Here is a 26,534-nt window from a genome sequence, read left to right on the forward strand (position 1 = left end):
CCTTTCAAAGTTGCTGGAGTTGCGGAGGCGTGAGTGGGGTGACGGCGTAGTCGCCGCTGCCGTCGAGACCTGTGACCTCAGCGATTGCATCGATGCGGCGCGACGAGCCGCGCCCCGCGATGAAGACGATGAGATCGATGGCATCGGCGATGAGGCGGCGCGGCACGGTGACGACAGCTTCCTGTGCAAGCTGCTCGATGCGATAGAGGGCAGAGCGCGCCGAATTGGCATGAACCGTGGCGATGCCGCCGGGGTGCCCGGTGTTCCATGCCTTGAGCATGTCCAGCGCTTCCGCGCCCCTGACTTCACCGACGATGATGCGGTCGGGGCGGAGCCTGAGCGTCGAGCGCACGAGATCGGCGAGTGTGACCGAGCCCCGCCTGGTTCTCAGGGCAACGCAGTCCTTTGCTGCGCATTGCAGTTCGCGGGTGTCCTCGATGAGGATCACTCGCTCGTCGCATTCGGCGACTTCGGCCAGCAGCGCATTGGCAAGCGTCGTCTTACCCGACGACGTGCCTCCGGCGACAAGGATGTTGCGCCGTTCTCGGACTGCCTTTATCAACGCATCGGCCTGCAGCGGCAACATGATGCGATCCGCAACATAGTTGGCCAGCGTGTAGAGCATTGCGGCTGGTTTGCGGATGGCAAAGCAAGGCGCCAGCACGACAGGCGGCAGCAGTCCCTCGAAGCGTTCGCCCGATGGCAACTCGGCGCTGACAATCGGATTGTCCGCATGCGCCTCGGCACGCACGTGGGAAGCGACCAGGCGGATGATGCGTTCCGCCTCGGAAGGATGCATATGCACGGCCGTATCGATTCGGCCTTCTCCCAGCCGGTCGAGCCGCAGCGCACCATCGGGATTGACCATCACCTCGATGACCAATGGATCGGCCAGCGCCTCAGTGATCGTCGGACCCATGGCGGTGCGCAGCATGGCGCGGCGTCGGTGGTCGGCCTCTGGATGAGCGCTCATCCTTCCCCTCCTCCGCCATTGTCTTTGCCAAGCGAGCGTTTCCCCGATGCGATCTGGCGACCGACCTGCTCGACGAATTTGTCGAAACGCTCCTGAGCAATCGCTTGCGTTGCCTTGTCCGGAACAGGCGTGTGGGCATGAAGCGTGATCGAAAAGCGGATGAAGAGCGCCAAGCTTTCCAATGTCATCTCGACATCGCGCCTGACGTGAGTGAGGTCGCGGGAAAGACGGTCCAGCCTCATGCCATAGCGCCGATCGAGTTCATTCTCGCCACGCCGCTCGATGAAAGCTTCTACGGCCTTCGCGACGACCGCGGATTTTGTGGTCGAGGGATCGCGGCTGAGGTTGTCCAGCTTCTCGCTCAATTCCGGTTCGAGCAGAAACTGGTGACGAATGCGGTGGGGCTTCATGCGCTTGTTCCAACTGGCCGGCGCTGGCGGGCCGGCGGCGGAACAAGCATTATCGAGATGCCCAAAATTGCTTACGGCCGTTATCTACGCTGAGATACGCCCGAGCTGCGGAAAGCGTTCAGAAGCCGGGGACGATATCCTTGTCATCACCCCTTCCCTCGTTGACGCCATAGGCACCTGCGACGGTGGAGATCCGGTCCATGACGCGTTTGTCCGCCATCGCCTCGCTATCATCGTCTGCGGGTCTGGACAGATCGTCCTGGTCCGGTTCCTGGGTGACGGCGGTATGTTCTTCGGGTAGGCCAGGATGGCGCTGCTGCTGAACACCTCCCTCGTCCGCAAGCGCGGCGCCAGCGCTTTCATCGTCAGACGCAAGACGACGGTCGACGCCGCGTACTTGCCCAGTCCAATCGTCCGGCCGCGACATCGGGCAGTCCGCGTAGGGTCCGTCGCGCAACACCGGCGAAGGCAGCACCCGCTCGGTGAAATTGTGGTCCTCATAGTATCGCAGCTTTTTGGCCCGGATGGGGGGCAATCCCGAAACCAGCACCAGTTCGTCCGCGGGCGGCAATTGCATCACCTCGCCCGGTGTCAGCAGCGGGCGGGCGGTTTCCTGGCGGCTGACCATGACATGCGAGAGCCAAGGTGCCAGCCGGTGGCCCGCATAGTTGCGCATGGATCTGAGTTCCGTGGCCGTGCCAAGCGCGTCCGAGATTCGCTTGGCCGTGCGCTCATCATTGGAGGAAAAGGCAATTCGCAAATGGCAGTTGTCCAGAATGGCGTTGTTGTCGCCATACGCTTTGGAGATCTGGTTCAACGATTGCGCGATCAAGTAGGCACGAATTCCGTAACCGGCCATAAATGCGAGCGCGGTCTCAAAGAAGTCGAGGCGACCGAGCGCCGGAAACTCATCCAGCATCATGAGCAGTTGATGCTTGCGGCTCTTCTTTGGGTCACCCTCGAGGCGCTCCGTCAGCCGCCTGCCGATCTGGTTCAGGATCAGTCGCACCAAGGGCTTGGTGCGCGAGATGTCCGATGGCGGCACGACCAGATAGAGCGACATCGGCCACTCCGCATCCATCAGATCGGCAATGCGCCAGTCGCAGTCCGATGTTACCGCCGCCACGGTCGGATCACGGTAGAGGCCGAGAAAAGACATGGCGGTCGAGAGGACGCCTGAACGTTCGTTCTCCGATTTGTTCAACACCTCTCGTGCCGCCGAGGCCACGACGGGATGGACCTGAGGCTTATTGGCCGCGCCGAGATGGTTGGTCGTCATCATTCGCCGCAAAGTCGCGGCAAACGAGCGTTGCGGGTCCGACAGAAAGGTGGCGACGCGGGCAAGAGTCTTTTCCTCTTCGGCGTAGAGCACGTGCAAGATAGCGCCGACCAGAAGTGAATGACTGGTCTTCTCCCAATGATTCCGCCTTTCCAGCGCGCCTTCCGGATCGACTAGAATGTCAGCGATGTTTTGGACATCGCGAATCTCGTCCGAACCTTTGCGTACCTCCAGCAGCGGGTTGTAGCGGGCCGATCGCGGATCAGTCGGATTGAACAAAAGGCAATGCGAGAACCTCGACCGCCAGCCGGAGCTCAGCTGCCAGTTCTCGCCTTTAATGTCGTGAATGACGGCCGAGCCGGACCAGGAGAGAAGGGTTGGGACAACCAGTCCGACGCCCTTGCCGGAACGTGTCGGCGCAAAGGCCATGACGTGCTCAGGCCCGTCATGACGCAGATACCGGTCCTTCAGTTTGCCGAGGAAGACGCCTGCCGGCTGAAACAGCCCTGCTTTCTCGATCTCCCGCGTCACCGCCCATCGAGAGGAGCCATAGGTGGTGACCAAGCCGCGCTGGCGCGCGCGCCAGAGGGAACCAGCGATCGCAGCGGCACAGCCCATGAATCCACTGGCGCCCGCAAGCATGCCCGCCTTGTCGAATACCTCGGGCGCATAGGCATCGAATTGGAACCACCATTCCAACAGTTTCCACGGCTCGTAGATCGGCCATCCAGCCGCGACAAACCATGGCGCGCCGAGTTGTTCCTGAAAGGCTAGCATATGAGCGCACCATTGCGTGGCAGCCCACACGCCGAGGAGAACGATGGCGAACACAATGGCGATCTGCCCAATCAGAAGCTTCGTGGGCGTCACTGGCTTGCTCCGCTGTTCTGGAGAGATGGATCGAGCATCGCCCGGGACGGCCGGAACAGGAATGCGCCCTATGTACGACTTGGTGCGATGAGAGGCTGTTTGGCGCGCCGTTGCTCTCCTTCGAGGTGTATCAATATTCGCGCATTCCCGAGGAATGCTATTTCGGAGGGGACTCATATCGGTCGTGCCTATCGTGAGCACGTGGTCGGGGAGCTGGCGGTGGCGTGCAGGCAAGCCGCTGAGGAAATTCTGAACATCGAGTCCGGTCTGAGGTACAACAAGCCTATCGAGATCGGATCGCGAGGTAGCCCTGCCCGCCATGGGAATTCCTCAGGCAAGCACCGACATATTGGGCACTGCCTTATAAGTGGAAGGCGCCTTCCCGTTGCCTCTATCGCAGATAAGTTACCTTCCGGCCTTCGCGCTGGGTTCCCAGCTGGACTGCGTTTCAGTCTCAATTCGCTGTGCTTTTTGTGAGCCAGACACCATTTCTCGGACGGTGAATTGACGACATTCATTGTCCGACAAGCCCTCGCCAGCGATCTGTTGGGCAGAGGCGGCTATCACCCCGGCCGTGGCACATCCGCGCGCTGCAAAACCTCGATGAGCCGCCGGCTCAAACGCCCAGGCAGATGCAAAGATCCACAGATGCGTTCCGCCAGCGCTAGTCGCCAAGCATATGACCGGCATTTCGCATTGCGCCTAGGAAGAGGCCGGCATGGTGAGTGACATCGATTTTGGCCTGCATTGACACCGGCATGCTGGTCCAATTCTCCAACGGTGCAATGAAGCGGGAGAAGGTACCGTCGACGACGCAGTAGCGGCTAATAAGGCCTTGTCTGTCCAACGCCAGCACACCAATCTGGCCGCCTCGATATCGGATGGCTGCGAGCCGTTGAACCTCGGCGTCATCATCGTTCCGCACGTCGAAAAGCAGGTTGCCGCGGCTCCTCGCAGCTATTTCCGCCGCTTTGTCATTGAAGCTCAAGCAGAGTGAGCGGACGCTTTCCACTGCCATCTGGAAAACCAACAAATCCAGTTCATTCACGGCCATGTGGGCAGTTGAGCCAATAAATGGATGATTGCAATGTCGCACACGGCTTGCTCACAGGTGTCGGCGACTGATCGTTCGTGGTTTTCTGTCCGCTGCCGGCGATGGAATATTTGAAGGACGGCGGGTCCCGTATTTCCTGTCGCGTTGGCAACCGCGGCGGCCACCTGCCGGGCGGCAGCGGCAGAGATAATGTCATAGACAGGTGGAAGCGTGGGCTTTCTGCCCTTCAACAGTTCCCTGACCCTACAGATTTGCACGCGCGGCCGCAGCTTGCCGCCCGCCTCAACGGGTTCGGCTTCTCTGGCAGCACGTTCCATTGCCGCGGTCGCCTTGTTGAGCGTAACCAGAACGCCAAGCTTCGTGGCTGGCAAGATCGCCAACTCGCTCAAGCTCACCACCTCTATTCGATGGACGGGCACGGCCGTGCATCGCCGCGGCAGGGGACAACATCGTCGTGACCGGCCCTCAAGCCCTATATCGTGACGGCGGGATCGTTCACCAGGAGCGGCGAGATCGCCGTGGAGGGCAAGCCCTTCCACGTCGTGGCCGTCGGAGGGAGCGGCAACATCCACGATCAAGCAGCTGAGAAAGATCACGCATATAGCCACGATCCCGCGGTCCAGCCGATCTACATTTGAGGACGACCAGATCAAGCAAGCGCGCCCTGTCGAATTTGGGTCCGGGATTGGCAGTTGGTCTATCCCTTCCTGACGATGGAACGCTCGATCCAGTCATGGCTTACAAGGTGGAGAGCGGCGACCAGAGCGCAGATGAGTACACGCCTACTACGAGATCGGCTATCGCACCAATTCGAGCGGATCACGATCGATGGCGACACCGTGGCTTTCTTCGAGGGCGGGAAGCCGCTTGAGGCCTGCTACGCCGGCGACGGCTGTGAAATGCTGACCTCGAAGAAAGGAAACCGCATGGACGTCAAATTTCGCTTCGGCGTCGTGTTGGCCTCCTCACACTTGGTTGGCTGACTCAGCGGGCAACCCGGTCGAGAAAAGCGTCGAATGCGGCAGCGACAACGCGCATCGCAAAGCGATGCTGCCGCCGTACGCGGACAAAACCCTTTTCGATGTCCACAATCCCGTCCTTGGCAAGCATCGCCAAGCGTTCAGCTGAATCGAGAAAATGGATCGGATCAGATCCGTGGGCGGCACAGATTGCCGGCACATCGGCCTCGAGATCGCACATTAGTCGCTCGATGATTGCGGCTCGCGCGCGGTCTTCGTCGGTGAGACGGTAGCCCTTTGACGTCGCCAGACGGCCAGCTGCGATGTGCCGGCAGTAGGAATCCCGTGTAACCTCGTTCTGGACGTAGCCCTCGCCGACACGCCCGATAGCCGACGCGCCGAAACCGATCAGGGTTTTGCAGGTGTCGGCCGAGTAGCCCAGCGAGTTGCGCCGCAGTCGACCGGTTTTCTGTGCCAGCGCGAGATCGTCGTCCGGCAAGGCGAAATGGTCGAGCCCGATCTCTCGGTAGCCGGCGGCAATCAGTGTCACGGCAATGGCCGCATCCTGTTCGGCGCGGGCAGCGCTGCCCGGAAGCGATGCCTCCTCGATGAGGCGCTGATTCTTAATAAAGGACGGAATGTGCGAGTAGCCGAACACCGCAAGCCGGTTGGGGCGCATGGCGACCGCCGCCCTCGTGGTCTCGACGCAAGACTGCACCGTTTGATGCGGGAGACCAAAGATGAGGTCGAAGTTGATGCTTGTCACTCCATGCCGACGCAGCATTTCGACGGCAGCCGCCGTCTGCGCCTCACTCTGGACCCGGTTGATCGCTTTTTGAACAATGGGATCGAAGCTCTGCACGCCGAGGCTCGCGCGGTTCACGCCGGCTGCTTGCAAGGCTTCGGCCATATCGGCCGTGAACGTCCGTGGATCGATCTCGATGGCGATCGTAGCTGTTTCCGCAAGCGCAAAGTGGCGGCGCAGGAATTCCGTCAGGGCAAGGAACTCAATTGGCCCCATGAGAGTTGGCGTTCCGCCGCCGAAATGCACATCACTCACGGGCAGCGCCTGCGGCGCGTGCTCCGAGATCAAACGTATCTCGTCACGCAGCGCCGCCAGATAATTAACGATCGGCGCATCATGGCGGGTGATGGTGGTGGGGAAGCCGCAATACCAGCACTTTGATCGGCAGAACGGAACGTGCAAGTAGAGTGACGCCGGATCGTTAGCCGGTAGGTTCCTGAGCCATTCCTTATAAGCGTCGGCGCCGACCGCCCCAGAGAACTCCGCGACAGTCGGATAGATGGTGTACCAAGGTAGGCGGGCTTCGCGATGTTTTGTGGTCTGCAACAGTTACCGTCCCATGTTGTTGCCTTCCATCCTTACCACTGCGCTCTCCTGTGTCTTTGCGCTATATCAGTCCGGTCCGCTTGGGTCCGATTATTTCGCAGCGATAGCCCCATTCAGCCTTGGCTGGACAGCGATGGTATGAGCACGCGCTGGTCAGCGACAACCGCCATGGGTTTCCCGTCGAGACTTTCCCGCACACCGTCTACTATCCTACTATCCTATCCTATTCCTACTCCCTTCAGCGTCCAATGGAACGCAGCATGCTCCATCCGACCAGTCGATTCGGCGCCGGGACCAGACTTTTGCTCGCCGGCTGGTGCGTAAGACGGCGTCACGTAGCGATACCTGGCATCTCGATGAGTTCGTCGTATTAATTGCCGGAAACGAGGCTTTGGCTGTGGCGCACCGTCTGTCAGAGCGGGAATTGTGCTCGAGGAGACCGTCCAGGTCCGCCCCTGCCAAGGCTGCAAGCCTGATGAACCAATTTAGAAAGTAGCGCTACGCCAGGCGCATGATTACCGACAAATCGCGCTCCTGTGGCCCGGCAAAGCGCCGGAGTGAAGCGCAACTCAAGCATCGCTCGCAACTGACGATCGAGCGAATTCGCATGTGCTTCCGTAAAAACAAAAATGGCCCATGCACGGCTTCCGATTCAGAGAGGGGCTTACAACGGCTCGTCTCGACCTGCCCGCCTTTCGGAACCACTTTGTCCGGACTAGCTGGAAAGCTGGTGCACCTCGCCACCGCCGAAGTGTGGCCCTTCGCCCTAACGAGGACGCTTACGCCTAGGCATGTCGGCATCAGTGGGGCATCTCGGCTGACGTACCGAGCGGTACACTCGCATGATGTCAACAATGTCGAGGCTCAAAACAAACAAAAGCTATCGCCATTGAACGATACTGTCGCGAAGCGAACAGGCGAGCCATGTCCGAAACGTTTGCTTTTCGTGCTCAGCTTGACCCTCAGAGCAAAAAAGGAAACGCAACCAAGGTCCGACGGCAAACTTGAGTGTCAATCGTAGCTTGGTCGTGAAGTTGGCACGTCACTTGCGGGGTGATTTTCGAAGCCGTTGTGACGGTATGCCCGCAGCTATCGGAGATAATCATGGCGATCGACTCGGAAGTGTTTGATTCCTCCCCGGGCATTTCAATCAGGTGATATGAGAACAAACAACTTATCGTGTGAAATTATGATTCAGCTTCATCGCCCCTGTTGTTGAATAGTTATTACGATCCGTTTGTCACACTGCGATAGGCGCAGCGCGATGTGCATGGTTTTCGATTGTGGGGACAGGAAGGGCTGGCTCGTTCGTTGACGTCCCCTTCTTCAATATTTGAACGGAGATCAAGAATGAACATCAGGAGCCTCCTGCTCGGCTCAGCTGCGGCCCTGATCGCTGTTTCCTGTGCCCGAGCCGCCGACGCCATCGTCCTGGCCGAGCCTGAGCCCGTTGAATACGTCAAGATCTGCGACGTTTACGGCGCTGGTTACTACTACATCCCCGGCACCGAGACCTGCCTGCGCATCGGCGGCTATGTCCGTTACGACATCGGCCTCGGCGATGTCGTATCGTATGACCAAGCTAGAACCACGGATGTGAAGACTGGCGAGGCCCAGGGCATATGGCAAAACCACACGCGCTTCACATTCAAAACTTGGATCGGGCAAGAGACCGAACTCGGTACATTGCAGACCTACATCGAGACTCGCATGAATTGCGGCAAGCACACCCCCTATTCCGGTTCGGATAGTGCTCGATACTATGCATTCAGCCAAGGCATCACGTTGACTTTCGCCTGGGTTCAGCTTGGTGGCCTCCGAGTTGGCAAGGACTGGTCCGCCTTCGACGTGTTTATTGGCTACGCGGGTGACGTGCTCAATCCGATGCTTATCCCGTACGGCGCCTTCGATACTAATGTGGTTCAGTACTACTTTGACGCCGGTAACGGCTTTTCGGCTGTGGTTTCACTCGAAGAAGGCTCGGGCCTGGTCGGCACCATCGACAGCTACGTTCCGCACCTAGTCGGCGGAGTGAAATACACACAACACTGGGGCGCGATCACCGGCGTTGTCGCTTATGATAGCAACTACGAATCGGTCGCCGGCAAGGTCCGCATCGACGTCGATGTTACCGACCAACTCTCGCTATTCGGAATGTTCGGCTACGGCTCCAGCGGCAAGCTCGACGATGATGTCACTAACGCAATCGACGCTCATGGCCGCGGGTTCTACAAAAGTTGGGGCGGTAACTGGGCTTTCTGGGCGGGCGCCACTTACAAGCTCAATGGGACAACTTCGTTGAATCTTCAGCTCTCGGGTGATCAGCTCAGGAACTATGGTGTCGCTGCAAACGTTGCCTATGCGTTTTTTGCAGATTTCACAATTACAGCCGAACTCGACTATGACCGCTACGGCGACTTCGCCGTCGGCAAGGTCGACCCTTCCATTAGCTGGGCTAATGCCAACAAAAAGAGCAGTGTCGGCGGCATCCTCCGTTTCGAACGTTCATTCTAACGGGAGGAAGAGCTTCATCTCGGTGGCCTCAGGCGGCGAATGACGATTATGCGGGGGAACTGGCACGCCTGCAGATGAGCCCTGACACATTCACAATCGGATGTCGCTGATCGACCATGTCTTCATTTCGCCCAATCTCGTGCCGCTGGGCTGCGATTTCATGATCGTCCCGCTCGATCGAACCATCGAGCGGTTCCTGGAAGTGTCCGATCATCGCCCGATTCTCTTGCGACTGGCCGGCGTATCGGCGAGCGTTACGTCCAGAACGAGGTTACACGGACTCCTACAGCCGGCGCATCGCAGCTGCCGCCTGGCAAAGTCAGAGGGCTGCCGTCTCACCGACGACGGCCGCCCGCGAGCTGCAATCATCGGGCGGCGGATGTACCGGCAATCTGTGCGGCCCATGGATTTGATCCGATCCGTTTTCTTGGTTCAGCTGAACGCCTGGCGATCCTGGCCGAGGACCGGTTAGTCGAAGAGCTTATCCGCATGCGGCAGGAGGATCGCTTTGTGGTTAGTTAGCGCTATTGCTGCGTATTCGATGCTTTTCTCGACCGGGTTTGCCCGTAGGCACAGCCAAGCAGTGTGAGGGGAGGCCAAAGGGACAACCAATCGTCGCTAAACGGCATGCTCCAGCAAATAACGGCAAGGCGGTAGCGGCGCGCTTGAGCGCCGGTTGAAGTGCTTGGAGTTTTTTCCGAATGGGCGAGCGTTGCGACTAATGAAGGCTCACATCATTCGACGGTGACTGATTTTGCCAGGTTGCGTGGCTGGTCGAGATCTGTGCCCATGAAGAGCGCCGTGTGGTACGCAAGAAGCTGTATCGGCAGCGAGAAGATCATCGGCGCGATAATCTCGTCGGTGGCCGGCAGCACGATTGTGTGCATCGTATCGAGTTTCGATGCGGCTGCCCCTTTTCCATCGGTGATGAGGATAATGCGCCCTCCGCGGGCGGCCACTTCCTGCATGTTGGAGAAGGTCTTGTCGAAAAAGCGATCATGCGGCGCGATGACGATCACTGGCATGTTCTCGTCTATCAATGCGATAGGACCGTGCTTCAATTCACCTGCCGCATAGCCCTCGGCGTGGATGTAGGAAATCTCCTTCAGCTTCAGCGCACCTTCCATCGCCAGCGGGAAATTTGTGCCACGGCCGAGATACAGGACATGATCACACTTTGACAGCTCGCGCGACAGAAGCTCGATCTGCGGCTGGATGCTGCCCAGTACCTGCCTCATCAGGCGCGGCATTTCGGTGAGGCTCTCGACGAGCGCCTGCGCCTCATCTTCGGTCACGGTTCCGCGGGCCTTGGCTGCGTGGATGGCGAGTGCGGCAAGAACGGCAAGCTGGCAGGTGAAGGCCTTGGTTGAGGCGACGCCGATCTCCGGGCCGGCAAGGATCGGGAAGACCGCATCGGCCTCTCGAGCGATGGTCGATTCGCGCGCATTGACGACGGCGCCAATTTTCAGCCCAAGCTGCTTGCAGTACCTCAGCGATGCCAGCGTATCGGCGGTTTCGCCCGACTGTGATATGAAAAGAGCCGCAGACTGCGGCGACAACGGGATCTCGCGATAGCGGAATTCGGATGCAACATCTATTTCGACCGGCAGGCGCGCATAGCGCTCGAACCAGTATTTTCCGATCAGTCCGGCGAGATAGGCGGTGCCGCAGGCAGAGATCGCCAAGCTCGGGATCCTGGCGAAGTCGATGCCAAAAACCGCATCGGCGCCATTGTCTATGAAGCTGATATAATGACCGAGCGCATCGGCGATGACCTCGGGCTGCTCGACGATTTCCTTCTCCATGAAGTGGCGATGGTTGCCCTTGTTGGCCAGAGTGGCCGCGGCCATGGAGGTCTGGCGCGGACGCGCGACGGGGTGGCCGTCGCAATCAAAGATATCGGCGCCCGTCCTGCCGATAACGGCCCAGTCGCCATCGATGAGATAGGTAATTTCATTCGTGAAGGGAGCAAGCGCGATCGCGTCGGAGCCCAGGAACATCTCGCCGTCGCCGTGACCGATCGCCAGCGGTGGTCCATTGCGCGCCGCAATGATGGTCGACGGATCATCCTCAAAGAGGATGGCAAGCGCGTAGGCACCCCTGACGCTTTTCAGCATGGCGTGCACCGCCTCACCCCGCGGCATGCCCCTTCGGAGGTGTCTTGCCAAGAGATGCGCAAGGACCTCGGTGTCGGTGTCGGTCTGGAACTCGGCTCCCGTCGCCGCCAATTCGTCCTTCAGCTCGGCGAAATTCTCGATGATGCCGTTATGGACGACGGCCACACCGTCCGTGAAGTGCGGGTGTGCATTGCGTTCCGTCGGTGGCCCATGGGTTGCCCAGCGGGTGTGGGCGATGCCGATGGTGCCACCCAGCGGCTCTTCCTTCAGTTTCGTCTCGAGATTGACGAGCTTGCCCTCGGCGCGCCGGCGGTGCAAGGTGCCCTCGGAGATCGTCGCAAGGCCGGCCGAGTCATAGCCGCGGTATTCCAGACGCTTCAATGCGTCGACCAGGCGTTCCGACACCGGCTGTTGCCCAACGATGCCAACAATTCCGCACATGTTCTTCTCCGAATTCTTCCCGGCAGCCTTAGCCGACGCAGACGAGGGATGCCGCCCGGCATGCGCTCAGTTAGAGTCTTCTAATGGAATCCAGTAAGTTCGGTAAAATTGATTGTTGGGATAGCCACCATCCACGCCATGGATGAACTAAACCTCAGTCCAATGCGGGTGATGTGAACCGGGGCGGACGCTTCCGCCTTCAACGGGCTGCGCATATCATGGCCGGCGCCCTCACCTGCGTTAATAGCATGCAAGCCGGCCGGAGGAGACGGAGAATACTCGGCCCAGGTGCGATGTGCAGCCCAGCGCACTCTTTGATCTCGCCGTTCAATTGTGCGGACGCTGCTTCATGCATCATTCCTCGGTTTGCTTCTCCAGGCCGGCCGCAATGACTCGTTTCGGCGACGAGAAGCAAACCCTCTTCCGATCCCTGAGGCCACGCACCACGTCTTGGCTATCCGCATGGGCCGTGCGACAGGCCGAGAATCGGTTGCCACAGTACCGGCCCGTTCAGACGTCCCCTCCAGCGGATGCGCAACAGGCTGGCGTGAGAGATCTCGAGAAAGCCGGCCACCGCCTGCGTTTTGCCGACGGGCTGCGGCTGTCCGATGCGCGACAATGGCCACGTTGCGAGGCGAAGGATCCGTTCCATACGCGTATCGGTCACCGTCACGATCCGGGTGAGATTGTTGGCCAAGCCGAATTCGATCATGCCGGCGAAGAGCTCGTAGGTTGCTTGGGCAAGGCCGCCTGCCGCCTTGGGCGTGGACGGGGGCAAATCGAGCGCGAAACGGCTGCTTTCCCATATGTCGGCACTCGCAGGCGCCACAGCCTCACCCAGCAGCGCCGGGAATGTGTCGCGCAACATGGTCGGTCCAGTGGTTGGCAAGAGGCGCACGCAGCCACGAATTCGCCAATCGGATCCCTTGAGCAGCAGATAGACAGGCTTCAAGTCGTCATAGATGTCTGTTTCCATTTCACCTCCGGTCTGAACTTCCCAATCGAGCCTCTCCTTGAAAACCCGATATCTGAGCCCGTGCATCTCTTTGAGCTCGCCTGCGAATTCGCTGTAGAGGCTAGGTGTGATCAGCTGAATCATTCGTCGCCTCCATGCGGGTTGTGTTCCCGCCATCGAAGGGCAAAGCGCACAGCAATGCAGCCTGTAGACGTTTACAGCTATCTTCGCGGAAGGATCCGGATCTCGCCTGACCGGAGGCAGCCAGCCTGGCAACCGCATGGATCGTCCGCCCGCGAGCTTTGCTTGGCATTTTCCAGATGGAAGGTCCCCTTGGCCTTTGAGACCTGCTTTCCAAGGCGTATTCGCGAGTTTTATCTTGGAGAGCGTGGCGGGCAGGCTACACAGTGGGTGGCCGAGAGGTCGGGAATCAGTTGGAATGGAGGAATTCGTCTCGCCAAAGAGGGGATCCTTTGCAATGCACTGCCCGCCCGACACTCCCGCTTCAACGTTACGCGCCACATACCGTCGAGTAACAGCCGGACCGGCGACGCCGGCTGTGCTGGTTGTTGGCCTGATCAGCGGCAGCACGGTGAATCTGAGCCACGTCGCCAGCCATTTCAACGGACCGGCGAGCGTAGCCTCCAACGATCGCCCGCGGCGACGCTTCTTCCAGTTTGCCAGATCGACGAGGACTGGCTGGCGTGTACGCTGGTGGCGCGGCTCAACCTACGCCCGCCCTTGCGGCTGTGCCTTGACTGCACCAATTGGAAGCAAGGACATAAGGTTCGCATCAAGGAGCGAGGCAATATGCATCGTCGTAACCTGATTAGAGGATTCATCGCGCTGGGCGTGTGCCCGATCTGCGCCCAGACCGCGCGCGCGGCCAGCGCCCATTGGGGATATGGCGGCTCGGTCGGGCCGGAGCATTGGGCCGACCTGGACACGAGAAATTTCGCCTGTTCGGCGGGCGGGCAGCAGTCACCCATCGACATCGCCGGCGCGGTCAAGGCGGATATACCGTGCATCGCCATCAGTTGGCTCAAGGGCGGCGGCAGGATGGTGAACAACGGCCACACTATTCAAGTCAACATGCCGGAAGGCAGCACCTTGACCCGCGGGGATCGCGTCTACCAACTGGTGCAGTTGCATTTCCACGCGCCGAGCGAGCATCACCTGGCGGGCATCAGCTTCCCGATGGAAGCACATTTTGTCCATAAAGACACAAAGAGCGATACTCTGGGTGTGCTGAGCGCCCTTCTTACGCTTGGCGCGACAAATACCAGCTTTGCCGGTCTCGCCAAGGTCTTTCCAGCTCGGCCCGGCGAGGAGATGGCAGTTGACGAGTTCGATCCCAACGGGCTTTTGCCGGCCTCGCTCGGCTACTGGACCTATGAGGGATCATTAACGACTCCGCCCTGCACCGAAAACGTGGAGTGGATAGTTGCTATGGAACCGGTCGAGGTCGACGCCGCGGACGTCAAGCGGTTTACGACGCTTTACCCCTCTAACGCGCGGCCGATCCGTCCCTCCAATCGGCGCTTCATCCTAGGCCTCAGGACATCGTGCGCGTAAAGCAAAACCGCGGTAACAATCGGACGGTTTCGAACAGTACGACGCCAGCCCGGTGGCGCTGGCATCGACCATAATGCCCAGGATCACAACAGCATGAGAGCTTGTGGGCCGGTAGCTTGCGGAGAACTGGGTGGCGTCAGCGTTCCTACACTCCGGCCTGGATCTGCTTGAGCAGGGATTGATAATCGACGCGTCGCTCCCGTCCTGCGAGAACCCTCCTTCGACTGGACCAATGAAAATCTCCAAAAGTGGCAGTTTAGTTTGGACCAGTGAACTGCAATGTTGGGCTTGCAGTCAGGGAAGCGATTGTGACTGGTCGCGCCGCTCATGGATTGCTTGCGCTCGAATTGATGGAGTTGCCTGGATGTTTGAGGGTCTCATCATCGACGGTCGAATTAAGAATATTGCATCGGGATTTAGAGCCGTGAGCGTCTACGTCGATGCCACTTCAGCTGGAGAAGGACGTTTCGATCCCAGATTGCTTGCTGAGGCCTGCGATTGCGTGTTGGCGGATGGCCCGACTTGGGCAGAAGCTCATCTGGCGAGTTGGTCCGACGCCTACGTCGTCTTTGGCGCGAAGCCTAACCGTACGCCGTGCTCAGCCCAGGCCCTCAGAAAGCGGGTTCTGAAAGACGGCACTCTTTCGACGATCAACCCGATCGTCGATCTCTACAACGCCATCAGCCTGAAATACGCAGTCCCGGTGGGTGGAGAGAATTTTGACGCCTATGTCGGAAGACCCCACCTGACGATCGCTGACGGGAGTGAGACGTTCGACACCATGATGAATGGAGAGGCGGTCAACGATCCTCCCTTGCCCGGTGAGGTCATCTGGCGCGACGACATTGGCGTCACCTGCCGACGCTGGAACTGGCGACAGGGCACTCGAACCCGCCTGAAGACCCTAACAGGCCGGATGTGGTTCGTACTGGAGGCGTTGGAGACCATGCCGGACGATGCATTGGCAGAGGCGACGGATGCCATGGTCGGAGGGCTGAATGCCTTGATGCCTGGCTGCAAAATCGCGAGCCAAGAAATTGCCATCGCCGTATGAGGTTTCCGGTCGAGCGAGCGGATACATGGCCGCCTGGGGCATCCGGCGCGATCGATCCGATCGAAATTATCAAGGGCTGAGAGAATGAATGTCGATCTCCATCAGTTGCTCATCGTCTTTGCTGCATATGTCATTGCCGCGGGGAGCCCCGGCCCGAGCAACATGCGCATTATGGGGGTTGCGATGGCGCGCGGCAGAGGTGCTGCGCTCATGCTCGCCTCCGGCGTCGTCAGCGGCTCGATCTTTTGGGGGTTTATGGCCTCCACCGGCATCTCCGCCCTGTTGGCCAGGTACGCCCAGGCACTGCTCGTTCTGCAGGTTTTCGGGGGGCTTTACCTGCTATTCCTCGCCTTCAGGGCGGGACGGTCGGCGCTTGCGTCGAACGAGAAGCTGGCGGTGCGCGCATCGACCGACCAAGTCGCTCTTTCGCGGGGTGAGCTCTATAGGAAGGGCCTATTGATGCATTTGGCGAACCCAAAATCCGTGCTGGCATGGATCGCGCTCGTCACGCTGGGGATCGGCCCGAATTCATCGTGGCAGAGCATCGCGGCGATACTGGGTGGCTGCGCCATCCTAAGTGTCACGATATTCTGCGGCTACGCCATTGTCTTCTCCACACCGCCTATGGTGGCTCTGTATCGCCGCTGCCGCCGCTGGATCGAAAGTCTGTTGGCGATGTTCTTCGCGTTCGCCGGGCTGCGTATGCTGCTTTCCCGTATGTAGTTTCGAAAGGAATGGATGATGACTTTGTTTCGCGGCCTGTCGGCGTTCCCCCTTACGCCAACCGATGCCGAAGGGCATGTCGACACCGAGGGTCTGGCTCGTTTTCTCGAGCATATTCAACGCGCGGGAGCGGACTCCATCGGCCTTCTGGGGAGCACGGGCGGTTATGCTTACCTCACCAGGGAAGAACGCAAGCGTGCCGTTCAGGCTGCCGTGGAATGCATCGGCGGCAAAACGCCTCTTGTCGTGGGTGTGGGTGCATTGCGTACCGATGAAGCTCAGGCTCTGGCGCGCGATGCCAAATCCGCTGGCGCTGACGGCCTGCTCTTGGCACCGATGTCCTACGTTCCCCTGAACGAGGACGAAGTCTTCCAGCACTTCGTCGCGGTGGCCGAGGCGGGGGAATTGCCTTTGTGCATATATAACAATCCAAGCACCACGCGCTTCACATTCAGCGATGCATTGATCGCCCGGCTGTCAGAGGTGTCCAATATCGTCGCGGTGAAAATGCCTCTGGCGGCGAATGACGATTACGCGGGGGAACTGGCACGTTTGCGGTCGATGACGCCTGACACGTTCACAATCGGATACAGCGGCGATTGGGGCGCGGCGGATGCCCTGCTTGCCGGATGTGACACCTGGTACAGCGTTGCGGCAGGTCTGCTGGCGGTCCCGGCGCTTGCGCTGACGCGTGCAGCGCAGTCCGGCGACGCGGTGGAGTCCACTCGGTTGAACCGCGCTTTCGGGCCGCTCTGGACCTTGTTCAAACACTACGGCAGCTTCCGCGTTATGTTCGTCATCGCCGACTACCTCGGTCTGGCGCACGTCCAGCCACCGCGCCCTATTTTGCCGTTGCCGGAGGACGCCGGAGATGACATTAGGCAGGCATTGGAGAAGCTCAAATAGCCGAGCACAGGGCATGCCCAGTGCAACTGCTAGTTAGGCACCCGGCGCTCGGGCGTTCCGCGCACCGTTCGAGATGGAAGTTGGGCGGCGCAGAATTGGATCGGGTTGGTCGCGCTTTGGCTTTGCGGTCTCTTCGGTGGTGAAATGGTCGCAACGTTATCGTGCTCCGGTAGCGCCGGGAAGATGGGCGGCCATCGCAAAAGCGTTCTGCAGCCGCATCGAACTTTCATCCGCGACCAAACGACCGGAAGTAGAATTTCGAGCTGATCGTAGGCCGCTCGCTGCCTGAAGAGGGTGCTCCGCGCTACATCGGTTTCATCTATGGCTATGATCGCGAGCCGCAACGGCGCATTCTCGACCAAGAAGCAAGCCAATCAGGATATCACCTTCATCATCGACGGTGGGGAAGAATCGTCGACTGGTTCCATATCACCGTGCGCATCAGGGTCCTTCGGCAGTTCGTGCAAGGGCTCGAAAACCAGGACGAGCAGACCGGACAGGACCTGCTCGAAACTCTGCGCAGGATCAAATGGCATCTCTGGCATGTTGACGTCTATCGGGCCCGTCACGAAATCGCCGACCTTCAATTCGACGCGGAAGGTCTCGAAACAGGCGAGACGAACATGCGCAAGTTCCTGACCGCCATCGGCGAGTTCACCAGGCCTACATCTCCTCCAACAGTGCCAGCCCGATTAATTACGGCGAGCGTTAGCGGTCCGGAGATCGCATCTCTTCGGCCCTCGTCAAGGTCACCGTCAACGCCGTTCCAAGCGGGTCGCCAACAAACGGCAGATGCAGTGGAGCAGGATCGGCGCACATCTTCTGCTGCAAACCCGCACGCAGATCCTCGATGACCATCCCGACGCGCTTGGCGTGCAGCCCCTCACCTCGCCCGCGCCCCGCGGTGGTTCTTGCCAAGAGACGCTCGCTCGCATCTAACGAAAACCGCCGCTGCATTTAGCTGCATCCATTGTTCGGATGCGTGCGATCCAAACAATCAATTTGTTCAATCAGCTTCTTGAAAGCTAACCCTTGTTTGGTGGAACATGGGCTCTGGTCGTCGACGCTGGCTTAATGCAGGGGCTGCACGCAGGAGATACAATGCACAGAGTTCGCAAGCGGGTTAGCGGCATAATGGCTGGCCGACCGGTGTCATCCCCAGGCTGCTGCAGCGTGCGGCTTGTCTGTCCCTCCATGATCTCGAATACTGCGACCGGTCGCCCGCCTTGTGTGTCGCCTCGATCTCATAACCGATGGTGAGCTGCTCAATGGGCTATCCTTCGCCGGATAAGAGATGAAGTGCGAATGCTCCTCGGGGATCATGCCGATCGTACGTCCGTCCTGCTTACTCTGGTCAGGCATAGAGCGCAATTTGTTGGCCCAGCTATGAAACTCTTGCCGGAAGTTAGCTCTGCCGCGTGCGTGATGGCTTGAGCGGACTGACGCAACGAAGGCTCACGAGTATTCGGTTCCTGCCGTCATTATGACGAGACTCAACGGTACCTTCAACATCGGCGTGGTTCGACTCGCCACGCGAAAACAGGCAAATCTCGATTGAATCCGTCACGCGGTGTCAGCCTGGCATTGGTGCCTTCCCTTCTCAACAACTATCAAATCAGCATTTCACGGATAGCCCAGTTATCGTTCTCACGTGCCGTAACGCCGTGCCTTCAGTTTCCACGTTCGCGTCGAGCTCACGAGTGGCCAGAGTTCGGAAAAGAACGGTCGAAGTCTAATCGCCGCGAAATTCAACGGAGGGTCAGCGGGGCAACGGGGGCAAAGTGCGACGGTGTCTAAGCCGTCTTTGTGAGGGGAGAGGTACACATGGTTTTCCTGTTCCAGCAGCATCCGGCCGCATACCGAAGCAATGAGGAGCAAGAATTCAGATCGGACTTTCGCAAGGCGCGCACCGCGCATCAAACGCCGTTTCGTTGTGAAAAAAGGCTCAGTACCGACAACGTTTTTGTAATCGCCCTGGCGGCCTCGTTTGCGCTCTTGGTCGGGATACAGAGGCAGGATCCACAGGTCGACGAGGCGGTCCTAAGTGAACTGCGAACGATTCAGATCAACTACGCATTGCTCCAGCGCGATGTCGCCCGCGCTCGAACCGACATGGTATTGGACTTCCGCACCGTTGATTCTACCCTCCAAGCATTGCAAAGGAACGTTACAAACTTGCAACGCCTTGCCGAGATTTCGCCCGATGAGAGCTCCGGAGCGCACTCCAGGTTGCTTGCACAGCTCAAAAAGTCCGTCGAAAACACAGAGGCTACCATCTCGGCAGCGGCTGCGCAAAATGAGCTTCTGCAAAGCAGTCTCGTACGGTTTGCTCGCTCGGTCAATCGCCTTGAGGGGGCGCCGTCCAACAGGCTTGAACTCTCCAATCTGATCCTTCAGTTTTCGGCCAGACCGGGATTCAGCCTCGCATCACAGATCGATCAATCTCTAAGCCGACTTCCTCCGAGCCAGGACCAAGCCACCCACGATGTTGTCCGCAACGGCCGCGCTATCCTGTCCGCGTTGTCGAGAGTGGACCGCGCAGCCGATCGGATCGCATCCTTTAACACGTTCGCCAAGGCCGCCGAACTGGAGGGCGAATATCTGAAAGACTACAGCTTGGCCAGCGCGCAAGCGCAGCGCACACGACTTTTCTTTGGCTCGGTGTCCATATGCCTCTGCTTGTTTGCGATCATTCGGGCCTTCAGGCTGCATGTGCGGACGAACCGGTTGGAAAGGCGGCTGGAGCTTGAAGAGGCAATGCGTGAGATCGAAGCTCGTTTCAATGAAAGTAAAGCAAAGAACGCGTCGCCGCGCTTTTCAACCGAAGCAGCGCTTAGACTTGTTCAACGCGCCTTCGACGCGGATCAATGCGCGCTTGCTCTGGTGGATCCGAGTCTCAGCAGGCATACCGGGTGTTTTGCGACGAACACGTGCATGCGTGTCTGGAACGTCGCGCTTCTTGATGAAGTCGTTTCACTTGCCCGCGCCGGACGGCCAGTATTTCGCGTCGTTCCGGCGGCGGAAATGGTTCGCACCGCCCCAGACACTTCCGGTGTTTGTCAAATTGTTGCTTGCAGGGCCTCCGATCAGCAGGCTGTGGTGTGCATCCTTGTTTTTGAACGAGATCGTTCACTCCCTTCAGCAGGCGACCTGCGGGTTCTTGCCAGTGCCATTGTGCGTTTGAGCAACCATCTTGAAATGCAACGTGTAAATGCCGAACGCGACCTTCTGGCGAGTCGATGGGAGCATTTGGAAAGGCTGAGGACCGTCGGCACGATCGCAAGCGGCGCCACACATGAGTTCAACAATATTTTAGGCGCAATAATCGGATATTCAGAAATTGCCCAAGGTCTGGTGCGTCGCCCCTCCAGAATACGGAAGCACATCGATCAAATCATCTTAGCTGGACACCGCGCCAAGCTGATCGTTGACCAGATCTTGTCACTCAGCCGAAACCGCAAGCGCGTTGCAGTGCCTTTCAACGTCTCCGAAATTGTCATGGATCTTGCGCCATTGCTGCGGGTTACAGTTCGTGCGGGTGTTCAGTTGAACTTCAAGATCAACGAGTGGCAAACGGTGGTCGAGGGCAGCCCAACCGAGATGCAGCAGATCCTCATGAATCTGTGCAAGAACGCGTCGGAGGCTGTCTTGAACGAGGGCCGCGTCGAGGTTAGCGTTTCTCGCGCCCAGGTGTGCCAAACCAAACCGCTGGCTCAGGGCACCTTGAGACCTGGAGATTACGTTCTCCTCTCCATCAGCGACGATGGCCCCGGAATCGCAAGTTCGATACTTCCGCATGTCTTTGAGCCCTTTTTTACCACGCGCTCTCTCGTCGGCGGGACCGGGCTGGGTCTTGCTGCGGTTGACAGACACGTGAGCGCGCTCGCAGGATGCCTTGACGTCACCTCGGCTGTTGGCCGAGGGACGCGCTTTGATATCTACTTACCGGCCTCCAAGGAGGAGCCAGTCAGCGCTGACATCGCTTTTGGCCCATACGACGGATCACTTGGCAACGGAGAAATCGTTGCAGTCGTGGAGCCCGATCCAGCTGAGTTGGAGATCTACAAGGACAAGATCGCCGCGCTGGGTTATAAGCCCGTCGGCTTCGCGACCTTCGAAAGTCTTTGCGGCTGGACCGAGAGCGGGAAGGCAGCAGACCTGCTGATCTTAGGTAAAATGCCTTTCCTGGAGCGAGGACAGGCCGAATCCGTGGGCGCCACCCTCATGATGGTGCCTGTCATAGTCGTCGGCGAAATCGACCCCGTGCCGGTCACATCTACCAATCAGGCCTTCGTCCTTTGGCTAGCGAAGCCGGTTTCGTCCCGGACAATGCAGCATGCGGTTCGTACAATGATGATGGCATGATGCCGCCGACTCGATCGGGCTACCTAAGAAATCCGAGAAGACCGTCAAAAGGGCATTGAAGCAGAACAACGACGCGTCACATCACCGGCTTATCGATCCCGAGACGTTGTTCCTTAGTGCGTGTTGAGAAGGTCGGCTACTGTCTCTCCCCGTCGACGGGCATCGGCGGCGAGCCATACCTCTCCCACCTCATACACGTCGCCTTGGGTACGGAACGGTACGATGACGTCAATGGCAGCCGACAGCATGTCCAGAAGCGTGCGGTCTTCCACAGCGGCTCCTTGCGCGCTGCTCTTGACGAGTGAAAAGAGCTTTTTGAAACCTTGGACCGGATCAGCCCCATGAATCGTTGATATCGATCCCGCATGGCCGGAGACGACTTCGCTAAGGTAGGCCCAAGCGGCATCATCGCGCATCTCGCCAAGCAATATTCGATCGGGGCGCATGCGCAAGCTGGCTTGCAACAGTTGCTCGGCCGTCATCGCACCTGCGCCTGCTCGGTCCTTCGGATAGAGTAAGCGGACATGGTTCTCGTGCGGGATTGCAAGTTCGAGCGTGTCCTCGATGCTGATCAACCTCTCTTGCGGGGGTATAGCGTTGATCAAAGTCTTGCTCATTGTCGTTTTGCCGCTTCCACTAGCTCCGCAAAGCAGCATCGTGAGCCGCCCGCAGACGCAGGCACGCAAAAATTGCTCCAAGTCACCATGGTCGTAGTGCTGAAGAATTGTTTCGTCCTGCCGCTCTTGGCGCTCTTTTCGCGATCGCCACTGATTCCAGCGCGAGTATTCGTAGCGAGTTGAAACTTCCTTGAGTTCGGTCACACGACTTGAGGGACGCCGTATCGTCAGGCTTATTGTTCGTGAGGGTACAGCGGGCGGCAAACAGATCTGCAACCGCTCTCCGTTCGGCAACTCAGTCGCACAGAGGGGGCTTTGCGGTCCGACGTCTTGCTTGCGCAGCGCTCCCGCCAGGATCGCGATGTCCTCCAGATCATCATAAGACAGCGGCAGCGGATGTTTCGTGAAAAGGCCGGCTTGTCGGACAAAGGCTTCCCCAGGCCGGTTGATAGCGACCTCTTCGGTGCTTGGCTCCTCAAGCCATTTCAGAACGGGCTCGAGGAGCAAACGCAATTGAGGATCAGCCTCCGATTGCATTTTTGTCTCTCCGGCGTTCGCGATGTTGGGCTGGCGCCACGGCAGTCGCTCTAAGATCGTATACATCTGAGAAATCGAGGTCCCGAGCCACAAAGATGGATACGGCATCTCCCTGGTTTTTCTTCAGGGTTGGCGGAACGTTGATCGTCGCTCTCAGTGTCGTCTCGACGGCTTGTCCACCGTTGCTCTGGAAGCTGTTGATGCCGCTTCCTCCGCCAGAGCTGGCCGCGTATTGACCGGCCGCCTGAAACGCCCCTTGGATGACGCTCATGAGTATCGCTCCGCCAAAGCGTTCCCGGAAGTGATTGTCCACCGTGCCAGGCATTCCGGAGCGGCCGAGCTCGTCAGCGCCCGGCGATGCTATCGAAACCAGAGCATGGTCAGGTGTTTCGATGCGCGTCCACAGCACGAAGACACGCGCATCCCCCTGCTGGAGACCACGCTGGATCTCGCCAATCACGGTCGTCCCGCGATCCAAGAGCACGACATTGTTGGTGGCGCCGCGGACGTCTTTAGGTAAGACGCACTTCACATGGCCGGGCAAATTTGTGTCGACTGCCGTTTGCAAAATACAGGGAATGATCGTTCCTTGAGTAATCACGAGATCAGGGTGCGGCAAAAGTGTGGCCCGGCTCGGCTCCTGTATATCTGGCTTCAATCGGCCTGACAGATCGCCACCGATTGAAATCTCATCCGCGGTCGCCGGAGCATCCTTATGGTTGTCTTCGCTCCGCCGATCGTCATTGGCCATTTGACCGCTGCCACTGTAGGCGAAAATTGGTGTTTCCTCGGGCGGCGGATCAGCTGGCGCCGGTGGGGGCGGCGTGGATGGCGCAGGATCTGCCGCCTGCGCCGCCTGCACCGGTGCTGGAGGTTCGGGAGCAATCTCAATCGGCACGGGGCGGAATGGCTCGGCGCTGGCGACAATTGGCGGTTTTGGCTGAGATGGTTCGTCTTGTGTGCTGGGGCGACCTCCGAGCCAGATGAGCGATAGAGATGAGATGAGAACAAGAGCAGCGACGGCCAACTTCTGCGATCCCGAAACCTGCCGGCGGGCCGGCTCCGAGACCATCGATCCGGATGCATGTACATCATGTCCCGACTGTGGGCCAGTTTCATTCATCGGCCCGAGCCTTTCAAAACGCGCCACACGTCGGGTGTCACTGTACCGGTCCCTGGCGCTCGTCCCATAGGATCATAGGCCCTGTTGAAAATGGACAAGACCGTGTTGCCATCTCTCAGACGCCATTCCCGGGCGACTGCGGATACTTCAACATAGTCGCCTTTTACTGCGTAATTGGCAGCGGCTTCCTTGCCGTCTGGATTGATAACGTAGAGGGAGGGTATGCGGGAATTGCTTGGGAAGCCAAATACCGTGGTAAAGCCATTATCAAAAACTTCCAGCGGCGCCAGCGATCGATCGCCCTTTGCGACATAGTGAAAATTGTTTTCGTCCGGACTGGCAGTTGCGGCGGGCCGATTCAACAAATCCTGAACTCTCTCGTCTTGCAGCACTTTCGCCCGGGCCTGGCCAAGAATCGAGCGCCTTTCTGCTTCCTTTCTCTGAGCAGCAGCCTCATCGGCAGGATAGGTGAACTGCACACTGTAGTATAGGTCTGGTTGCTGCTCATCGAGTTTGGGCATCGCCCTCGTGGAAATGCTGAAGACGTATCTGCGTGTACCGGACTCGCTCTCGGCAAGCACGATGACCGGCTGGGGCGGCAGGATGCGACTAGCCTTAAAGAAGAGATAATTGGCGCGCGGAAGCGCAGCCAGGTCTTTGCTATTGGAAACGGCCACGGCTGCGACGGTCTCGTTGGCCGCGAATGTGACAACCAGCGTTGCCCCCACTGCGGTCGATAGGCGCACCACTTCGTCGGGACGGTAAGCCAGGTAGCGCATCCGGGCATCATGCTTGCCAGCAAGGGGCGTGTCTTCCGCCCACGCTTCCATCGTTAGGAACAGTGAACAGGCCAGCGCCAGAAATGCTCTTTTTGTCATGGCTGCACGAAGCCCAGGTTCGATACGGTATCTTCCGAGGCTTGATAGGATGTGACGAGTAGACCTCCTGGATTGGTGAGCCTCGATTGCCCAGACAGACCCATCAAGCGCTCGTAGCGGATGGTAGCTGTCCAGGTGGTCACTATCGGCATCTGCCCATCGACAATAAGGGTACGTTTGTAGCGGATCTGTTGAACGTCCGGACTGAGGTCGTTCGAGGAAATATGCGCGACCTCGAGCTTGCCGCGCTTGCCAACCGTGACTTGGGGCGAGGTGGGATTCGGATAGTTGAAGAAATCTTGATATTGCTGTTGCACAGCCGGTGCGCTGAAACTGGATACGAGGTCATAGGCGTATTGGGCTGTATCTGCTGTGTAGCCCTCGCGCAGGCGTACATATTCCCACAGTGAAGCATTTATGACGGCTCGATCTTGGGTTGCCGGCAGTCGCGAGATTGACACTTCGCTGTCAACGGTCCCATCAGGCCGTACCCAGAGGAACACAGGTACGAGCTTGGCCAACGGGACCATGGCAGCGATGGTAAATGCCTGGGCAACATTTCCGAGGACCGCCGCTGCGGCAAAAGCTATCAGGGCCTTTGACAGGCGCCGCGCAGACTTCGCTCGTGAAGTTTGAAACGCTTCCACCTTCTTGTAGTGGGCGGCTAGCGTTTCTCTCTCCACCAGAAGGGCATGATCAGGAAACTTCACTTAGGCTCTTCCGCACATTCGACCTGAAGATCCTCAGGGGTGGTTTCCCATTGTCCCACGTTCAGCTGGAATGGCGCACCCGTACAGGTCGCAAGCCGATCGGTTGTCTTGCAGGCGGCCAAAGCGAGGATGGAGAAAAGCAGGTAATATTTCATGTATTGGCACCGCGTTCGTAGATTGATTAGCCACGCGCCGTTTTGACAAAGTGGCGATTGAGGTTAAGAGGTGGGTTCGCCCCTGCCCAAGAGCCGCCGGCGATGCTGCTGGCGATCGTCGGAAGCGCGACGATCAGAGCGTCACCAGCTAGGAAAAACATGTCGAGCTCGTAAAGCCCGATGATCTTGGCTGCTGTCGTGCCCGAGAATTTGATCACCGTCAGCATAAGCACCAGCGAGGCTGCTTCGGCGGCGATAACTATCGTTCCAACGATGTTGAAGAGGAGAAGCAGCAGCCCGTACGAGAGCAGTTGGCCGATCCATTTGGTGGCCATATCTCGAGTATGATCAAAAAGGTAGGCTACAAGGACCAGGGGGCCGATAGTCAACAGCACCTTCGTCAGAATTCCAACGGCATCGTAGATCTCGAACGTTGTCCACAGCGCGCCGTAGAAAATCCACTGCGCTCCCTCGAAAGCAAGTATGTCCTGGCCGTTCATAGGGCCAATTTCGGAAGCAATTACCTGAAAGGCATACTGACTTGAATCAAACATGAAATCGAGCTTCTTGGGGATCTCGATGAAGGGGAAGTCGCTGCCACTGATGTGGTGAGCAAACCTCGGAATCGTGTCGTCGAAGAACAATTCAATGTACTGCTGGTAGTTGGCCTGCCCTAAGATAAGCCCAACGACAATCGACACCATGATTACGCGCGAGATACCCCCGCGCGTATCGACTTGCCCACGCATGACCAGACAGCCTTGGATTATTATCCAAAGCGTGACACACGCAACCAGAGGCGCACTGACCGCCTCTTGGATCTTTCCAAGCACTTTATGCAGCTCCAACGTAAAGGCCATATTAAAGATCTCGTGTATAGTCGTGAACGGCGTGGGAATTTTGAAAGTCATGGCGTGAGCCTGATTTGTCCCTGATCAGTGCAGCTGAGCCGGATGAACTCTGCGTGC

Annotated in this window: 21 protein-coding genes and 3 pseudogenes; 10 read left to right on the forward strand and 14 right to left on the reverse strand. The window is 58.6% G+C overall.

Annotation, left to right across the window (positions count from 1 at the left end; translation table 11 throughout):
* Positions 1 to 4: 4 nt before the first annotated feature.
* The 5 genes from trbB to AC0L2H_RS16975 all read right to left on the reverse strand — a co-directional run bounded on the left by trbB (position 5) and on the right by AC0L2H_RS16975 (position 4,975).
* Positions 5 to 973, reverse strand: a complete 969-nt coding sequence (gene trbB / locus AC0L2H_RS16955) for a P-type conjugative transfer ATPase TrbB (RefSeq protein WP_019856545.1) — start codon at positions 971 to 973, stop codon at positions 5 to 7.
* A complete protein-coding gene (locus AC0L2H_RS16960) occupies positions 970 to 1,383 on the reverse strand; it encodes a CopG family transcriptional regulator (protein ID WP_019856544.1) in 414 nt (137 codons plus the stop codon). The genes trbB and AC0L2H_RS16960 overlap by 4 nt, the downstream gene beginning before the upstream one ends.
* A 118-nt stretch (positions 1,384 to 1,501) precedes the next feature.
* Complete coding sequence (locus tag AC0L2H_RS16965; protein WP_027046537.1) at positions 1,502 to 3,532, reverse strand: conjugal transfer protein TraG; 2,031 nt, start codon at positions 3,530 to 3,532, stop codon at positions 1,502 to 1,504.
* A 664-nt stretch (positions 3,533 to 4,196) separates the two neighbouring features.
* Positions 4,197 to 4,586, reverse strand: coding sequence for a hypothetical protein (locus tag AC0L2H_RS16970; protein WP_027046536.1), 390 nt, complete (start codon positions 4,584 to 4,586; stop codon positions 4,197 to 4,199).
* On the reverse strand, positions 4,577 to 4,975 hold the full coding sequence (locus tag AC0L2H_RS16975; RefSeq protein ID WP_155249078.1) for a hypothetical protein: 399 nt from the start codon (positions 4,973 to 4,975) through the stop codon (positions 4,577 to 4,579). The genes AC0L2H_RS16970 and AC0L2H_RS16975 overlap by 10 nt, the downstream gene beginning before the upstream one ends.
* Positions 4,976 to 5,257: 282 nt before the next feature.
* Here AC0L2H_RS16975 and AC0L2H_RS16980 point away from each other — a divergent pair, with 282 nt between their 5' ends.
* Positions 5,258 to 5,569: a ZinT/AdcA family metal-binding protein gene (locus tag AC0L2H_RS16980; RefSeq protein WP_223217945.1), complete on the forward strand. Its 312-nt coding sequence runs from the start codon at positions 5,258 to 5,260 to the stop codon at positions 5,567 to 5,569.
* A gap of 1 nt (position 5,570) precedes the next feature.
* On the opposite strand, the gene hemN is transcribed toward AC0L2H_RS16980, so the two are convergent.
* Positions 5,571 to 6,896, reverse strand: coding sequence for an oxygen-independent coproporphyrinogen III oxidase (gene hemN / locus AC0L2H_RS16985; RefSeq protein ID WP_019856540.1), 1,326 nt, complete (start codon positions 6,894 to 6,896; stop codon positions 5,571 to 5,573).
* Between the two features lie 1,350 nt (positions 6,897 to 8,246).
* On the opposite strand from hemN, the gene AC0L2H_RS16990 reads away from it, so the two are divergent.
* On the forward strand, positions 8,247 to 9,410 hold the full coding sequence (locus AC0L2H_RS16990) for a porin (protein WP_027046533.1): 1,164 nt from the start codon (positions 8,247 to 8,249) through the stop codon (positions 9,408 to 9,410).
* Between the two features lie 240 nt (positions 9,411 to 9,650).
* Positions 9,651 to 9,932: pseudogene (locus AC0L2H_RS16995) on the forward strand (coproporphyrinogen III oxidase); the annotation flags it as partial.
* 212 nt (positions 9,933 to 10,144) lie between these two features.
* Here the strand turns inward: AC0L2H_RS16995 and glmS are convergent.
* Positions 10,145 to 11,968: a glutamine--fructose-6-phosphate transaminase (isomerizing) gene (glmS, locus tag AC0L2H_RS17000; RefSeq protein ID WP_019856537.1), complete on the reverse strand. Its 1,824-nt coding sequence runs from the start codon at positions 11,966 to 11,968 to the stop codon at positions 10,145 to 10,147.
* A gap of 454 nt (positions 11,969 to 12,422) precedes the next feature.
* On the reverse strand, positions 12,423 to 13,067 hold the full coding sequence (locus tag AC0L2H_RS17005) for an acyl-homoserine-lactone synthase (RefSeq protein WP_019856536.1): 645 nt from the start codon (positions 13,065 to 13,067) through the stop codon (positions 12,423 to 12,425).
* 666 nt (positions 13,068 to 13,733) lie between these two features.
* On the opposite strand from AC0L2H_RS17005, the gene AC0L2H_RS17010 reads away from it, so the two are divergent.
* The 7 genes and pseudogenes from AC0L2H_RS17010 (at position 13,734) to AC0L2H_RS17040 (ending at position 21,546) form a co-directional block, all read left to right on the forward strand.
* Positions 13,734 to 14,498 carry a carbonic anhydrase gene (locus tag AC0L2H_RS17010; protein ID WP_019856535.1) on the forward strand — a complete coding sequence of 255 codons (765 nt, stop codon included), beginning with the start codon at positions 13,734 to 13,736 and terminating at the stop codon, positions 14,496 to 14,498.
* Positions 14,499 to 14,862: 364 nt separating this feature from the next.
* A complete protein-coding gene (locus AC0L2H_RS17015; protein WP_019856534.1) occupies positions 14,863 to 15,552 on the forward strand; it encodes a B3/B4 domain-containing protein in 690 nt (229 codons plus the stop codon).
* 84 nt (positions 15,553 to 15,636) lie between these two features.
* Entirely contained in the window at positions 15,637 to 16,275 is a 639-nt protein-coding gene (locus AC0L2H_RS17020) for a LysE family translocator (protein WP_019856533.1), read from the forward strand.
* Between the two features lie 18 nt (positions 16,276 to 16,293).
* Positions 16,294 to 17,181 carry a dihydrodipicolinate synthase family protein gene (locus AC0L2H_RS17025; RefSeq protein WP_027046532.1) on the forward strand — a complete coding sequence of 296 codons (888 nt, stop codon included), beginning with the start codon at positions 16,294 to 16,296 and terminating at the stop codon, positions 17,179 to 17,181.
* A 112-nt stretch (positions 17,182 to 17,293) separates the two neighbouring features.
* Positions 17,294 to 17,421 (forward strand): annotated as a pseudogene (locus AC0L2H_RS17030) (IS630 family transposase); the annotation flags it as partial.
* Positions 17,422 to 17,435: 14 nt separating this feature from the next.
* Positions 17,436 to 18,033 (forward strand): annotated as a pseudogene (locus AC0L2H_RS17035) (ISKra4 family transposase); the annotation flags it as partial.
* Positions 18,034 to 19,005: 972 nt separating this feature from the next.
* Positions 19,006 to 21,546 carry a two-component system VirA-like sensor kinase gene (locus tag AC0L2H_RS17040; RefSeq protein ID WP_019856529.1) on the forward strand — a complete coding sequence of 847 codons (2,541 nt, stop codon included), beginning with the start codon at positions 19,006 to 19,008 and terminating at the stop codon, positions 21,544 to 21,546.
* 113 nt (positions 21,547 to 21,659) lie between these two features.
* Here the strand turns inward: AC0L2H_RS17040 and virB11 are convergent, their stop codons facing one another.
* Genes virB11 through AC0L2H_RS17070 form a run of 6 tightly spaced genes read right to left on the reverse strand, consistent with a single transcriptional unit; the run spans position 21,660 to position 26,477 of the window.
* Positions 21,660 to 22,700: a P-type DNA transfer ATPase VirB11 gene (gene virB11 / locus AC0L2H_RS17045; protein ID WP_019856528.1), complete on the reverse strand. Its 1,041-nt coding sequence runs from the start codon at positions 22,698 to 22,700 to the stop codon at positions 21,660 to 21,662.
* Entirely contained in the window at positions 22,684 to 23,823 is a 1,140-nt protein-coding gene (virB10, locus tag AC0L2H_RS17050; RefSeq protein ID WP_027046531.1) for a type IV secretion system protein VirB10, read from the reverse strand. The genes virB11 and virB10 overlap by 17 nt, the downstream gene beginning before the upstream one ends.
* Entirely contained in the window at positions 23,820 to 24,701 is an 882-nt protein-coding gene (locus AC0L2H_RS17055; RefSeq protein ID WP_027046530.1) for a P-type conjugative transfer protein VirB9, read from the reverse strand. The genes virB10 and AC0L2H_RS17055 overlap by 4 nt, the downstream gene beginning before the upstream one ends.
* Positions 24,698 to 25,411, reverse strand: coding sequence for a type IV secretion system protein VirB8 (locus AC0L2H_RS17060; RefSeq protein ID WP_019856525.1), 714 nt, complete (start codon positions 25,409 to 25,411; stop codon positions 24,698 to 24,700). Before AC0L2H_RS17060 ends, AC0L2H_RS17055 begins: the two co-directional genes overlap by 4 nt.
* Complete coding sequence (locus AC0L2H_RS17065; protein WP_019856524.1) at positions 25,408 to 25,566, reverse strand: type IV secretion system lipoprotein VirB7; 159 nt, start codon at positions 25,564 to 25,566, stop codon at positions 25,408 to 25,410. Before AC0L2H_RS17065 ends, AC0L2H_RS17060 begins: the two co-directional genes overlap by 4 nt.
* Before the next feature lie 26 nt (positions 25,567 to 25,592).
* A complete protein-coding gene (locus AC0L2H_RS17070; protein ID WP_019856523.1) occupies positions 25,593 to 26,477 on the reverse strand; it encodes a type IV secretion system protein in 885 nt (294 codons plus the stop codon).
* Positions 26,478 to 26,534: the final 57 nt, after the last annotated feature.

Source organism: Mesorhizobium sp. WSM4871 (assembly GCF_055811295.1).